This is a genomic window from Streptomyces sp. NBC_01198 (genome assembly GCF_036010485.1).
Lineage (GTDB): Bacteria > Actinomycetota > Actinomycetes > Streptomycetales > Streptomycetaceae > Actinacidiphila.
Genome location: NZ_CP108568.1, coordinates 4,438,584 through 4,452,012 on the forward strand (window position 1 = coordinate 4,438,584; position 13,429 = coordinate 4,452,012).

At 73.8% G+C, this 13,429-nt stretch carries 10 protein-coding genes; 3 read left to right on the forward strand and 7 right to left on the reverse strand.

Features of this window, described 5'->3' with window-relative positions:
• Positions 1-7: 7 nt before the first annotated feature.
• The gene (locus tag OG702_RS19990; protein WP_327290268.1) at positions 8-2,413 is read left to right on the forward strand and encodes an FtsX-like permease family protein; all 2,406 of its coding nucleotides are present in this window, start codon (positions 8-10) and stop codon (positions 2,411-2,413) included.
• On the opposite strand, the gene OG702_RS19995 is transcribed toward OG702_RS19990, so the two are convergent.
• The 5 genes from OG702_RS19995 to OG702_RS20015 form a co-directional block, all read right to left on the reverse strand.
• Positions 2,388-4,598, reverse strand: a complete 2,211-nt coding sequence (locus OG702_RS19995; protein ID WP_327290269.1) for a xanthine dehydrogenase family protein molybdopterin-binding subunit — start codon at positions 4,596-4,598, stop codon at positions 2,388-2,390. The two genes, OG702_RS19990 and OG702_RS19995, sit on opposite strands and share 26 nt — an antisense overlap.
• Positions 4,595-5,584, reverse strand: coding sequence for an FAD binding domain-containing protein (locus OG702_RS20000; protein WP_327290270.1), 990 nt, complete (start codon positions 5,582-5,584; stop codon positions 4,595-4,597). The genes OG702_RS19995 and OG702_RS20000 overlap by 4 nt, the downstream gene beginning before the upstream one ends.
• Before the next feature lies 1 nt (position 5,585).
• The gene (locus OG702_RS20005) at positions 5,586-6,101 is read right to left on the reverse strand and encodes a (2Fe-2S)-binding protein (RefSeq protein ID WP_327290271.1); all 516 of its coding nucleotides are present in this window, start codon (positions 6,099-6,101) and stop codon (positions 5,586-5,588) included.
• A 165-nt stretch (positions 6,102-6,266) separates the two neighbouring features.
• The gene (locus tag OG702_RS20010) at positions 6,267-6,731 is read right to left on the reverse strand and encodes a MarR family winged helix-turn-helix transcriptional regulator (RefSeq protein WP_327290272.1); all 465 of its coding nucleotides are present in this window, start codon (positions 6,729-6,731) and stop codon (positions 6,267-6,269) included.
• Between the two features lie 163 nt (positions 6,732-6,894).
• Positions 6,895-8,208 carry a L,D-transpeptidase gene (locus tag OG702_RS20015; protein ID WP_442814481.1) on the reverse strand — a complete coding sequence of 438 codons (1,314 nt, stop codon included), beginning with the start codon at positions 8,206-8,208 and terminating at the stop codon, positions 6,895-6,897.
• A 415-nt stretch (positions 8,209-8,623) separates the two neighbouring features.
• On the opposite strand from OG702_RS20015, the gene OG702_RS20020 reads away from it, so the two are divergent.
• Positions 8,624-10,480, forward strand: a complete 1,857-nt coding sequence (locus OG702_RS20020) for a galactose-binding domain-containing protein (protein WP_327290273.1) — start codon at positions 8,624-8,626, stop codon at positions 10,478-10,480.
• A gap of 216 nt (positions 10,481-10,696) precedes the next feature.
• Positions 10,697-11,644: a DUF5996 family protein gene (locus OG702_RS20025; RefSeq protein WP_327293298.1), complete on the forward strand. Its 948-nt coding sequence runs from the start codon at positions 10,697-10,699 to the stop codon at positions 11,642-11,644.
• Between the two features lie 52 nt (positions 11,645-11,696).
• On the opposite strand, the gene OG702_RS20030 is transcribed toward OG702_RS20025, so the two are convergent.
• Together OG702_RS20030 and OG702_RS20035 are read right to left on the reverse strand one after the other, a co-directional pair.
• Positions 11,697-12,710: an ADP-ribosylglycohydrolase family protein gene (locus OG702_RS20030; RefSeq protein ID WP_327290274.1), complete on the reverse strand. Its 1,014-nt coding sequence runs from the start codon at positions 12,708-12,710 to the stop codon at positions 11,697-11,699.
• A 45-nt stretch (positions 12,711-12,755) separates the two neighbouring features.
• Positions 12,756-13,286: a hypothetical protein gene (locus OG702_RS20035; RefSeq protein ID WP_327290275.1), complete on the reverse strand. Its 531-nt coding sequence runs from the start codon at positions 13,284-13,286 to the stop codon at positions 12,756-12,758.
• Positions 13,287-13,429 lie beyond the last annotated feature (143 nt).

Consider the following 13,429-nt stretch of genomic DNA (forward strand, 5'->3'; position numbering starts at 1 on the left):
CCCCCGCATGTGGAACGCCCGCGCCGCGACGGCGCAAAAGATCGCCGCGTTTGCCAACCTGTTGGCCGCGATGCTGGGCGCCGCCCTCCTGAGCGCCACGACCCTCGCCCTGGCCGCAGCCCTGGACGGCCCCCCACCGAGCGCGCCGCAGCGCTTGGCCGCGGCCAGGACCGTGGTCCGGGGCCTGGACGTGTTGCACGTCAGCGGCACCCGGGGCGCGCGGCTGCCGGAGCCGGTGCCGTTGCCCGGCGCCCTGGTGGGCGCGTTGAAGGCGCTGGGCCCCACCGTCGAGGACCGCACTTTCCCGGTGCGGGCCGACCACGTCCCGGGGGACATCCAGGGGCACCCCTGGAGCACCGCGGCCCTCGCGGGGTACCACCTCAGCGCGGGCCGCGCCCCGACCGCCCCGAACGAGGCCGCCGTCGCGGGCGGTTGGGCGGCGCCCGGCGCCACCGTGAGGACGGGCAGCGGCACGCTGCACATCGTGGGCACCCTCGCACCCGCCACCGAGGACTCCCTGTTCCTCACCGACGCCCGCGCCGCCGAAATCGACCCGCCGCTGCGCCAGTTGGCGGTGCAGGCGGACCCCGCCAGGGTGAGCGCACTGGTCGCGCGGGAGGGCGGCGCCACCGTCCTGAGGGGCAAAGGGCTGCGCGCCGCGGACCCCGGCGGCCGGCAGGACGACCTCACCCCGCTCGCCGTCGTGCTCGGCACGTCCGCCGGCGTCACCGGCTTCGTCGTCGTCTTCGTCGTGTCGTCCACGACGGCCCTGTCGGTGGCCGGCCGCCGCCGCGAGTTCGGCCTGCTGCGCACGATCGGCGCGACGCCGGGCCAGTTGCGCCGCACGGTGCTGGCCGAGTCGCTGCTGCTCGCGCTGCCCGCGTCCGCCGCCGGATGCGGTCTGGGCGGGGCGTACGGCGCGCGGCTGTTGGCCCGCTGGGCCGTCAACGGCGGTCTGGCGCCCGGCTGGTACACGGTGAGCGGCCACACCCACCTGTGGCCGTACCCCGTGTCCTTCGCCACCGGCGTGGCCGCGGCCCTGTGCGGCAGCGTCGCCGCGTCCTGGCGGGCGGGCCGCACCGCGCCGGCGGAGGCGTTGCGCGCGGCGGACGCCGACCGCCGCGCGCTCACCCCGGGCCGGGCCGTGGCGGGCGGCGCCCTGCTGCTGGGCGCGCTGGCCCTGGCGGCGTACACGCTCACGAGCGACCCTTCCGACCTGCTGCACCGCAAGTCGTACGTCAGCCGCCCGATGCTGCTGATCAGCGCGGTGTCCCTGCTGTCGCCCGCGCTGGTGCGCCCGTTGGTGCGGCTGCTGGCTGTACGCGGCATGCTCGTACGGGAGCAGGCCGCCGCGGCGGTGCGGCGCACGGCGGCGGTCGCCGGGCCGGTGCTGGTCACCGTGGCGCTGGCGGGGTCGCTGCTGGGCGGGGTGGCGACGGTGAACGCCGCCAAGTCCGCGGAGATCCGCCGGGCGACGACGGCCGACCTGGTGCTGACCGCGGCCGGCGGGCTGGACGCGGCGGCCCTCGCCCGGGCCGGCGCGGTGCCGGGCGTGGCCCGGGCCTCGGCGGTGACCACCGGCACCGTCTTCACACGCGAGGACGGCGTCGCCCTGATCCGTTCCGACGCCTGGGCCGTCGATCCGGCCACCCTGCCGGGCACGGCCCGACTCCCGCTCGTCGCCGGGCGGTTGGCGGACCTGGACGACGACTCCATCGTCGTCAACGCCGAATGGCAGCAGCACACCGTCGGCTGCCGCGTCACCGTGTGGCTCGCCGACGGCACTCGCCGCACCCTGCGGGTCGCCGCGGTGCTGGCGACCGGGACCGGCGGCAACGGCGTCTACCTGACCCCGCACAACAGCCCGCGGGGCGCCGCCCCCACCCTGGTCCGCTTCCGGCTGGCCCCGGCCGCGGACCCGGCGGCGGTCACGGCCGCGCTGCACCGGGCGGTCGCGGGCGCGGAGATACGCACCGGCGCGGCCTGGGCCCGTGCCACCGCCCCGCACACCACCGCGGCGACACGGCTTGGCCTCGCCCTCACGCTGGGCATCGCCCTGGCCTACGCCGCCCTCGCCCTGGCGGCCGCCCTGGCCATGTCCACCGCGTCCCGCGCCCGCGACCTCACGCTGCTGCGGCTGTCCGGCGCCACCCGCCTCCAGGTGCTGCGCCTGGTGGCCGCCGAGTCGCTGCTGGTGGTGGCCGTCGGCGCCGTCCTCGGCCTGCCGGTCGCGCTGCTCGACCTGGCCGGCATGCGGGCCGCGTTGGCGGGCCTGGGCGTGCACTCGCCCCTCGTGCTGCCCTGGCAGGCGCTCGGCGGCACGGTCGCGGCGTGCGCGGCTGTCGCGGTGGCGGCGTCCGTGGTCCCCGCGGCCCTGCTGATGGCGGTCAGAGGAGCAGCTGCTCGATCGTGAGCGGCAGCGACCGCAGCCGGCGCCCGGTGGCGTGGTGGACCGCGTTGGCGACGGCCGCGGCGGTGCCGACCAGTCCGACCTCCCCGACTCCCTTCGTCCCCACCGGCGTTGCCCGGTCGGAGCCGCCGACGAAGACCACCTCGATGTCGGGGATGTCGGCGTTCACCGGGATCAGGTAGTCGCCGAAGGTGGCGTTGGCGATGCGGCCGGTGCGCTGGTCGGTCTCGGTGTTCTCGAACAGCGCCTGGCCGATGCCGCCCACGGTCCCGCCGATGATCTGGCTGGTGGCGGTCTTCCGGTTGAGGATCCGGCCGCCGTCGACCGCCGAGACGACCCGGGCCACCCGCAGCACGCCGATGTCGGGGTCGATCCTGACCTCGACGAACTTCGCCCCGAAGGCCCCGGCGGTGGACATCCCGAGGTGCTCGGCGTCCGGCGGGGTGCTGCGCCCGTCGGCGCTCAGCTCCTCGATTCCGTGCCGCGCGAGGATCTCCGCGTACGACTCGCCCTGGTCGGCCGCCCCGGTGCGGTGGATGCGGCCGCCGCCCACGGTGACGTCGGCGAGGGTGGCGCCGCGCAGCGGGGAGTCCGGGTCGTCGCGGACGACGTCGAGGAAGTCCTTCACCAGGCGCTCGCAGGCGGTGTGCACGGCGTTGCCGAGCGCCCCGGTCAGGCCCGAGCCGCCCGCCTGCGGTGCGTAGGGCATGTCCGAGTCGCCGAGGCCGAAGCGCACCCGGGACGTCTCCAACCCGAGCAGGTTCGCCGCGAGTTGGGTCATGACGGTGTACGTGCCCGTCCCGATGTCGGTGGCCGCGCTGCGCACGTACGCCGATCCGTCCCGGCGGATCGAGGCGCGCGCCTGGCAGGGCACCTGGTAGTAGGGGTAGGAGGCGCCGGCGACCCCGTAGCCGACCAGCCAGCGGCCGTCCCGCATCGACCCGGGTTCCGGGTCGCGGCGCGACCAGCCGAAGCGGCGCGCGCCCTCCTCGTAGCACTCGCGCAGGGCCTTGCTCGACCAGGGCAGTCCGGAGCGCGGATCGGTCTCCGCGTAGTTCCGCAGCCGCAGTTCGAGCGGGTCCATGCCGAGGGCGTAGGCGAGTTCGTCGACGGCCGACTCCAGGCCGAAGTTGCCCTGGCCCTCGGCCGGGGCGCGCATCGACCCCGGGCAGGGGATGTTCAGCCGGACCTGGCTGTCGCGGGTCAGCACGTTGGGGCAGGCGTAGGAGACGGCGGAGCCGAGCGAGACCGGCTCGAAGTCGTCGTCCTCCATCGCCACCGACGACGTGCTCACGTGCTGGACCGCCATCAGGTCACCGGAGCGGGTGGCGCCGATCCTGACGTGCTGCACGCTGTCCGGGCGGTGGCCCACCGAGGTGAACATCTCCGGCCTGGTGAGCACCAGTTTGACCGGCCGGCGCACCTCGCGGGCGGCGAGCGCGGTGAGGATGACGTGCGGCCACACCCGCAACCCCGCCCCGAACGCGCCGCCGACGTAAGGCGTGAGGCACCTGACGCCGCTCTCGGGGACGCCGAAGGCGGTGGCGAGCGTGGTCCGCACGTTGTGCGTCCACTGGGTGGCGTCGTGGACGGTGAGCGCGTCGCCGTCCCACAGCGCGACGGTGGCCATCAGCCCGAGCGGGTTGTTGGTGTTGTCGGGGGTGGTGTAGGTCGCCTCGACCACCACGTCGGAGGCGGCGAAACCGGCCGCCACGTCGCCGCGTCGCTGGTCGAGGTCCCAGGGGTTGCTCACGACCTCGGCGTCCGGGTCCGTCATGCCGAGCCGGGCCTCGGCCGGTTCGTAGGCCACCTCGACGAGCGTCGCGGCGTATCTGGCCTGCTCCGCGGTGTCGGCCACCACCACGGCGACGTGCTGGCCGTGGTGCAGGACGCGGTCGTCCTGCAGCGGGGCGGGCGGGGAGGGGCCGAGCAGCGTCATCGGGCCCGGCTGGATTCGTGGCGCGTTCAGATGGGAGATGACCGCGAGGACGCCGGGCGCCAGCTCCGCGCGGGAGGCGTCGATGCCGCGGATCCGCCCTGCCGCCACCGTGCTGCGCACCAGCGCGGCATGCGCCATGCCGGGATACCCGTAGTCGTTGGCGTAGTGGGCGGTGCCGGAGACCTTCGGCAGCGCGTCCACCCGGTCGATGCCCGCGCCGATCACCTTGCCCGCGTCAAGGGTGGTCATGAGTGCGCTCCCGCGACGGTCTCCAGGGCCCGCACCAGGGTGCGGCGGGCCAGATCGACTTTGAACTCCGTGCCGGGCAGCGGCCGGGCGCCGGCCATCGCGGCGTCCGCCGCGGCCCGGAAGACCCCGGCGTCGGCCGGGGACCCGCGCAGGATCTCCTCGGCGTCCCACGCCCGCCAGGGGACGGTGCCCACCCCGCCGAGCGCGACGCGCGCCTGCCGGATCAGGCCGTCCTCGATCACCAGGGCGACGCCGGCCGACGCCAGGGCGAACTCGTACGAGGCCCGGTCGCGCACCTTGAGGTAGTGCGACGCGGCCGTCTCGGGGAGCAGCGGCACCTCGACGGCGGTGATCATCTCCCCGTGCTCCAGCACGTTCTCCACCTGCGGGGTGGCCCCCGGCAGCAGATAGAACCGGTTCAGCGGGATCTTGCGCGTCCCGCCCACGCCCTGGACGTGGACGACCGCGTCCAGTGCGGTCAGCGGCACCGCCAGGTCCGAGGCGTGCAGCGCGATGCAGTGCTCGCTGGTGCCGAGCACGGCGTGCATCCGCTGGACGCCGGTGATGGCGGCGCAACCGGAGCCCGGCGAGCGCTTGTTGCACGCGGCGACCGCGGGATCCCTGAAGTAGCGGCAGCGGGCCCGCTGCAGGAGGTTGCCGCCGATGGTCGCCAGGTTGCGCAGCTGCACCGACGCGCCCTGCAGCAGCGCCTCACGGACGAAGGGCAGCCGGCGGACGACGACGGGGTCGGCCGCGAGTTCCTCCATCGTGGTGAGCGCCCCCACCCGCAGGGCCGTCTCACCGGCGCTGGTGCCGCGCAGCGGCAGCCGGCTGATGTCGACCAGCCGGTCGGGTCCGAGGACGCCGTCCTTCATGAGGTCGAGCTGGGTGGTGCCGCCGGCCAGGAAGGAGGCGCCGGGGTCGCCCGTCACGGCGGCGACGGCCTGCTCCGCGCCGGTCGCGGGCACGTACGCGAAGGGCCGCATGTCACCCTCCCGCCGCGTCGCGCACGGCGGCCCGGATGTTCGGGTAGGCGCCGCAGCGGCAGAGGTTGCCGCTCATGAACTCCTTGACGTCCTCGTCGGAGCCGGCCCGCCCCTCGGCGATGAGCGCGACCGCCGACATGATCTGGCCGGGAGTGCAGTAACCGCACTGGAAGGCGTCGTGCCGGGCGAAGGCGGCCTGCACCGGGTGCGGCTCGTCGCCCTGCGAAAGGGCCTCGACGGTGGTGACCTCCCGCCCCTCGCACTGGGCGGCGAGCACCAGGCAGGACACCACCCGCTTGCCGTCGAGCAGCACGGTGCACGCCCCGCAGGCACCCTGGTCGCAGCCTTTCTTCGCCCCGGTGAGGCCGAGGTGGTCACGCAGCGCATCCAGCAGGGTGACCCGCGCGTCCAGCCGCAACCGGTGCCTGCCGCCGTTGACGCGAAGCGTGACGTCGACCTCCGGCCGGTCCCAGGCCGCCTGGAGCGCCGGGCGTACCGTCTCGTCGGTTCGTGACATTTGCCCTCATTTCCGCCGTTGCCTCAGGCTAGGATTGCCTCGGCAACACGGCGAGCGCACCTTTTCCGTTTCCTGAGGGTGCGGATCGACCACGTCACGGCCTACGCGGCCACCGCCTGAGCCGCTGCCCCGGCGCAAGGCGGCGTTCGCCGGTGCGGTCGGGTGTCAGGGGCCGGTGATGCCCGGGCGGGTGAGGGTGATCAGCCCGGCGTCGACGCTGACCCGCTGCAGCAGGGCGACGAAGGCCGTCGCCTCGTCCACGTCGAGGCCGCCGAGCAGCTTCGCCTCGAAGCGGTCGAGCAGCGCCTCGGCCTCGGCGTGCAGCTGGCGGCCGGCCGGCAGCAGGTGGAGGGCGTGGGCGCGGCGGTCAGCGGGATGGCGGCGACGCTGGGCCAGGCCGCGTGCCTCCAGCTCGTCGACCAGGTCGACCATCACATTGCGGTGGATGTTCAGTGCCCGGCACAGCTCGTGCTGGCTGAGCCCGTCCTGCTCGCTGAGCAGGCTGAGGACGCCGTACTGGCGCGGGCTGATGCCCAGCGGCGTCAGCAGGGCGGTGACCTGCTCCTGCACATGGACGTCGAGCTGGGTCAGCAGGCACGCGGGGTGCCCGAGGAGTGGCTGCGACTTCACATCTCCCAGCATAGCTCGCAGGACTATCAGTCCCAGGGACAGTCACCCTGGGTGCCTACTGGCCCGCGGCCTCGGGCCCGCCCGCGGGACCGCGTACGCCAGCAGGCCCCGACCGCGGTGGAAGCGGTCGGGGCCTGCGGGGCGTGCGACGAGCGGGGGTCGGTCAGTCCTCGACCCACTGCGACCAGGACATGTTCCAGCCGTTGAGGCCGTTGCTCGGGGCGATGACCTTGTCGGGGGAGTTGACGACCTGGATGACGTCGCCGATCAGCGAGTTGTTGTAGAACCAGGCGGCCGGGGTGCTCGGGTCGTTGCCGCCCTTGACGTCCCGCAGGCCGACGCAGCCGTGGCTGGTGTTCTGGTGGCCGAAGACGGAGGCGGGGCGCCAGTAGTTGCCGTGCGAGAAGGTGCCGGAGTCCGACAGCCGCATGCCGTGCGGGACGTCCTTGATGTGGTAGGCGTTGCCCAGACCGACGGTCTGGGAGTCCATGTCCACCACCTTGTCCTTCTCCTCGATCACCATCTTGCCGTTGTAGGTGGTGTGCTGCGGGTCGCCGAGGCTGGCGGGGTAGGTCTTGAGGTGCTTGCCGTCGCGGTAGATCGTCAGCGTCTTCGCCTTGTTGTCGGCCACCGAGGTCTGCGAGCGGCCGATGGTGAAGGACACGTCCTTGTACTGCTGCCCGTAGCTCGTCTTGGACGTCTTCACGCCGTCGAGCTTGAGGTGCAGCGTGACCTTGGTGCCGGGGGCCCAGTAGTTCTGGGGGCGGAAGTCGATCCGCTGGGCGCTGAACCAGTGGCCCTCGACCGGGACGCTGGGGGTGGTGGTGACGCTGATCGCGTGGCGCACGTCGGCCTGGTTGGTGACGGACCTGTTGAAGCGGATCGACACCTCCATGCCCACGCCGTAGGTCGCGCCCTGGTCGACGTTGAAGACCCCGTAGTTGGCGGCGGAGCCCGCCGGCTTCAGGGTGGTGAACGACGACTGCTGGCTGGCGGCCTTGCCCGCGGTGTCCGTGGCGGTGGCGGTGACGGAGTACTTCGTGTGGGTGCGCAGGTTGCCCTTCGGCGTCCAGCTGGTGCCGTCGGCGGATATCGCGCCGTCGACGGCGGTGCCGTCCTGCGCGGTCACCGCGACCTTGGTCAGCTTGCCCTTGGCGGCCGAGACCTTCAGCGCGCCCGCGGTGTCCACACCGGTGGCGCCGTTCTTCGGCAGCACGGTGACCGTCGCCTGCGAGGCGTCGGACGCCGCCGATCCGTTGGCCGAGCTGCCGTTCTTACCGTCCTGCGAGCCGGCGGAACTCCCGCCCGAGTTGCCCCCGCAGGCCGCGGCGCCGAGCAGGACGGCGCCCAGCGCGAGCGCCATCAGCCCTCTCCTGCCGCGTGCGCCGCGTATGCCCCAGGCACCTCGGCCGCCCCGGCTGCCCGGCGCCGCCTCCTCCACCCTGGTGGCCGTGTCGGCCGCCGTGTGCTCCGTCATCACTCGTGTCTCCCCATTTCCGCAAAGGTCGCACTCTAGGAGACCGCATCCCCGGTCCACGGTTGCGGCTGTTGCATGACTGATACGTCACGTCTCCCGGCGCGACGCAGCCGGGGTGCCGTCAGCCGTGGGCCGGCGGTCGGCGGGGGTGCCCGCCGGCGGCCCCCCGCGGGGGATCCGGGACGGGGAACCGCTCGCCGCGGGACACGCACCCGATCCGGAAGTCGCGCTGGGCCGATTCCTACCCCGTGGACGTTTCGGCAGACGCATGAGTTCCGTAAACGTTGCCGGTTCTCTTGACACCGCGGAGGGCGGGGGAAGACTCTCCTGAGAGCGCTCTCACCTCCCCCCAACCCGGTAACGCGGCAAGGCCAGTTGCGGTACCGACCCCCCACAGGAGAAGGAGTACGACCGCATGTCGATCAGAGGCAAGCGATTGCGGCCGCCGGGCCGCGGACCGCTCAGGCGGTTCGGGATCGGTCTGCTGGCCGCCGCGGCTGTGGCGACCGTCACACTGGCCGGCTCCGGCCAGGCGTCGGCGTCGGCGTCGGCGAAGGTCACGGTGCCCGCGTCCGCCGGGGCCGCTAAGGCCGCCGCCGCGAAGCCCGCAGCCCAGCCGGCCGCCGTACAGCCCGCCGCCGTGCCCGCCGCGCCGGCCGGCTTCACCACCACCTGGAGCGACGACTTCAACGGTGCCGCCAACACGGGCCTGAACACCGACACCTGGCGTTACGACGCAGGCGCCGGCTGGACCTTCGGCACCGGCGAGATCGAGACGATGACCAACAGCACGGCCAACGTCTACCAGGACGGCAGCGGCCACCTGGTGCTCAAGGCCCTGCACACCGGCACCGACCCGGCCGCCAACTGGACCTCGGGCCGGGTCGAGACCCAGGCCGACGGCTTCGGCGCGCAGCCGGGCGGCGTCGTCCGGATGCAGGCGTCCATCCAGCAGCCCAACGTGACCACCGCCAACGGCGCGGGCTACTGGCCGGCGTTCTGGATGCTCGGCTCGCCGCTGCGGGTCGGCGTGCCGTGGCCCGGGTCCGGCGAGGTCGACATCCTGGAGGACATCAACGGCCGTAGCTCCGTCTTCGGCACCCTGCACTGCGGTGTCGGCTCCGGCGGCCCCTGCAACGAGACCAGCGGCGTCGGCAGCGGCGAACGCGCCTGCTCCGGCTGCCAGACCGGCTACCACACCTACGCGGTGGAGGTCGACCGCTCGACCTCGCCCGAGCAGATCCGCTGGTATCTGGACGGCGCCAACTACTTCACGCTCAGCTCCAACCAGGTGGACGCGGCGGCCTGGGCCAACGCGGTGGACCACAGCTTCTACATCATCTTCGACCTGGCGATCGGCGGCGGCTTCCCGGCGGCCTTCGGCGGCGGCCCCAACGCCGCCACCGTCTCCGGCGGCCAGCTGAACGTCGACTACGTGGCCGTCTACAACAAGTCGCCCGACCACGGCACCAACATCGCCAAGGGCAAGCCGACCACGTCCTCGTCCAACGAGAGCGCGACCTTCCCGGCGTCCAACGCCACGGACGGCGACATCACCACCCGTTGGTCCAGCGGCTTCTCCGACCCGCAGTGGGTCCAGGTCGACCTCGGCCAGAACTACGACCTCACGCACGCGACGCTCACCTGGGAGGCGGCGGCAGCATCCGCCTACCAGTTGCAGACGTCCACCAACGGCACGACCTGGACCACCGTCTACACCAACAACAACAGCCCAGCCGACCTCCAGGACACCAACCTGTCGGCAACCGCCCGCTATGTGCGGGTCTACGCCACCAGCAGAGCCTCGCAGTACGGCGACTCGCTGTACGAACTCGCGCTGTACGGCACCCCGTCCTCCGGCGGCGGCGACCCGGGCGGCGGCACGGCGACCCTGCTCTCGCAGGGGAAGACGGCGACCGCCTCGTCCTCGGAGAACGCCAGCTTCACCGCCTCGAACGCGGTGGACGGCAACACCGGCACCCGCTGGTCGAGCGCCTTCTCCGACCCGCAGTGGCTGCAGGTCGACCTCGGCGCGAGCCACAGCATCAGCCAGGTCGTCCTCAACTGGGAGGCGGCGGCGGGCAAGGCGTACCAGATCCAGACCTCGTCCGACGGCGCTAACTGGACGACCGTCTACAGCACCACGACCAGCACCGGCGGCGTCCAGACCCTTCCGGTCACCGGCACCGGCCGCTACGTCAGGGTCAACGGCACCGCCCGCACCACGCAGTACGGCTACTCGCTCTGGGAGTTCCAGGTCTACGGCACCTGACCTTCCCGGACCGGCAGGACCGACCGGTACGCCCGCCGCACCTCGCGGCGGGCGTAGCGCGGTCTCCGGCCGTGGCGGCGGCGCTCGCGCGCTGCCTGCCCGCCCCCGGCGCATGCCCCGTCCGGCGGACAGCGCTGGCGGCCCGGCCGCAGGACGCGCACCATGGCCGGGGGGCCCGCGGCGCCCCGCAGGTACCCGCCGACCCTGGAGAGCGATGTGGACGTCTTCCCACCCCTGCCCCTGGAGTCCTGGCGGGACACGAAGGAGACCCTGCACCGCTTCCTGCAGATCGTCGGCAAGATCCGGCTGGAGGGCAGCCCGCGCCGCAACCACTGGTGGAACGTGCCGTTCCATCTGACCGGGCAGGGCATCACCACCCGCCCGATGGGCCCGATCCGCGGCGGCGACGCCTTCTGCGTCGACTTCGACTTCGTCGCCCACCGCCTCCTGGTGCGTACGCTGTCCGGCCGCGAGGTGTCCTTCCCGCTGGCGGACCGCTCGGTCGCCGACTTCTACCGGGACACCGTCACCGCGCTGGTCGCGCTGGAGATCGAGGCCGCCCCGCAGCACCCGTTCCCCTACGACCTGCCCGACGCGCGCCGGGCCTTCGCCGAGGACCACGAGCACCGCAGCTACGACCCCGCGGCGGTCACCCGCTACTGGCGCATCCTCAGCCAGGTGAACCTGCTGCTCGAGGAGTACGCGGCGGGCTTCTCCGGCAAGACCAGCCCGGTCCACCACTTCTGGCACACGTTCGACATCGCCGTGACCCGCTTCTCCGAGCGCGAGATCACCCCGCCGGACGGCGCCGACCCGGTCACCCGCGAGGCGTACTCCCGGGAGGTGATCAGCGCCGGCTTCTGGTTCGGCGACGACACCGTGCCGGCCCCCGCCTTCTACTCCTACACCGCCCCCGAGCCGGACGGCCTGGCCGACCAGCCGCTGTATCCGGGGGCCGCCCGGTGGTCGGAGGCCCGCGGCAGCCATATCGCGCTGCTGATGTACGACGACGCCCGCGCCACCACCGACCCCCGATCCACCGCCCTGGGCTTCCTGGAGAGCGCCTACCGCGCGGGGGCCGAGCTGACCGGCTGGGAGCGCCGCCGCGAGTGCCCCGGCGGCATCACCGACCCGCGGCTGCGCACCATCCCGGCGGCCGGCTGACCGCGCCCGGGCGCTGGGCCGTGCGTGCCGGGCGGGATCTGTCAGACCCGGCCTACGCGTCCCAGGCGGCGCCGAGCGCGAGCAGCCGGTCGCGGTACTCGATGTCCCGCACCCACGCGTCGGGCCACGCGCCCGCCCCGTGGTGGGCGCCGGCGAACGCGCCGGCCAGGGCGGCGATCGAGTCGGAGTCACCGGAGGAGTACGCCGCCCTGCGGACCGCGGCGGGCGGGTCGTCGGGCAGCATCAGGAAGCAGAACAGGCCGGCGGCCAGCGCCTCTTCCGCGACCCAGCCGGCCCCGGTGGCCAGGCACGGGTCCGCCTCCGGGTCGGCGGTGCGCAAGGCGTCGGCCAGCCGGGCGAGTACGGCCAGGCACTCGTCCCAGCCGCGCGCGGCGAAGGCCGCCCGGTCCGGGTCGTGGGCGCGGTCGGCCAGGTCGCCCAGCCAGTCGCCGGGATAGACCTCGCGGCTCTCCCGGGCGTACTCCCGCAGCGCGGGCAGCAGTTCACCCGGGCCCGTGCCGTCCGCCAGCAGCCGCACCGCGCAGGCGGTGAGGTCGCTCGCGGCCAGCGCGGTGGGGTGGCCGTGGGTGAGGGCCGACTGCAACTGGGCGGCTCCCGACCGCTGGTGCCGGTCCAGACCCGGCACCAGGCCCAGGGGCGCGACCCGCATGTTCGCCCCGCACCCCTTGGAGCCGAGGTCGCTCGCCGCCTGCCACCTGCCACCCCGGCTCAGCGCCCCGCACGCCCGCAGGCAAGTGGCGCCCGGCGCCCGGTTGTTGTCCGGCGAGCGATACCACTCGACGAAGCGCGCCCGGACCGGCGGCTCCATACCCGCCGCTGTCAGCGCCCGTCCGCCCGCCAGCGCCTCGGCGAGGCCCTCGCCGAGCGCCAGCGTCATCTGGGTGTCGTCGGTGACATACGCCGTCCCGGAGGCGAGCGGCAGCTCCATCGTCCGCCACGGGCCGCACTTGGCGGCGATCTCCGTCATGTCGTGGAACTCCGTCGGGAAGCCCATGGCGTCCCCCACCGCCAGCCCCACCAACGCCCCCGTAGCCGCCCGCTTCACGCGCCTGCTCCCCCCGTGTCCACCCGCCTGGCCTCCCGTCGCGGTTCAGTAGTGCCAGTGCGGCTTGCCCGACTGTATGACGCAACTGATCTTGCGGCCATGCGCGTCCGTGGTGGTCCTGCCGCGGTCGGCCTTCCTGCAGAACTGCCCCGCCTTGTAGCAGTTCCCCGCCGCCGAGCGGATGCTGCACCCCGAACTCGCGGCCGGCGGCGTGGTCCGGTGCGCGGTCGGCGCCGGCTTGTGGTGCACCGGGGCCGCGCTGGTGCGGTGCACGCGGGGTGCGGTGGTGTGCGTGACCGCGGGCTTGGCGTGCTTGGCGGCCGTCGTCACCGGCGCGCTCGCCGGGCTCGTGGACGGCGGAGTGCTCGCCTGGGTGCTCGGCGGCGGGGGCGACGAGGGCGACGAGTGTGAGGGGGAGGGCGAGTCCGACGCCTCGGCCGTCGCGGTCGCCGTGACCGTGCTGATGGTCGGCGCCTGGTGCCCGGCGTCCTGTACTCCCACAGGTCCGCACGCGGCGAGCATGAGCGCGGCGAAACCGGTGGCGATGGCGCAAACTGTGCGATTGCTGTTCTTCATGCCCCGCACCGTAGGGTCCGCCCGCCGCCGCCCGGAGCAGAACGGGACCGGCTACGCAGCGTGCACCTCTGCGGATAGACGAACCGCCTGAATCCGGCGTATGTACCCCGGAGTTCAGTACGGTGGGGGGAACGGGTCGCCGG

Coding starts and splice junctions, on each gene's coding strand:
- OG702_RS19990 (WP_327290268.1), top strand. CDS start 8: ATGTGGAACGCCCGCGCCGCGACGGCGCAAAAGATCGCCGCGTTTGCC.
- OG702_RS19995 (WP_327290269.1), bottom strand. CDS start 4,598: ATGACCACCCTTGACGCGGGCAAGGTGATCGGCGCGGGCATCGACCGG.
- OG702_RS20000 (WP_327290270.1), bottom strand. CDS start 5,584: ATGCGGCCCTTCGCGTACGTGCCCGCGACCGGCGCGGAGCAGGCCGTC.
- OG702_RS20005 (WP_327290271.1), bottom strand. CDS start 6,101: ATGTCACGAACCGACGAGACGGTACGCCCGGCGCTCCAGGCGGCCTGG.
- OG702_RS20015 (WP_442814481.1), bottom strand. CDS start 8,208: ATGACGGAGCACACGGCGGCCGACACGGCCACCAGGGTGGAGGAGGCG.
- OG702_RS20020 (WP_327290273.1), top strand. CDS start 8,624: ATGTCGATCAGAGGCAAGCGATTGCGGCCGCCGGGCCGCGGACCGCTC.
- OG702_RS20035 (WP_327290275.1), bottom strand. CDS start 13,286: ATGAAGAACAGCAATCGCACAGTTTGCGCCATCGCCACCGGTTTCGCC.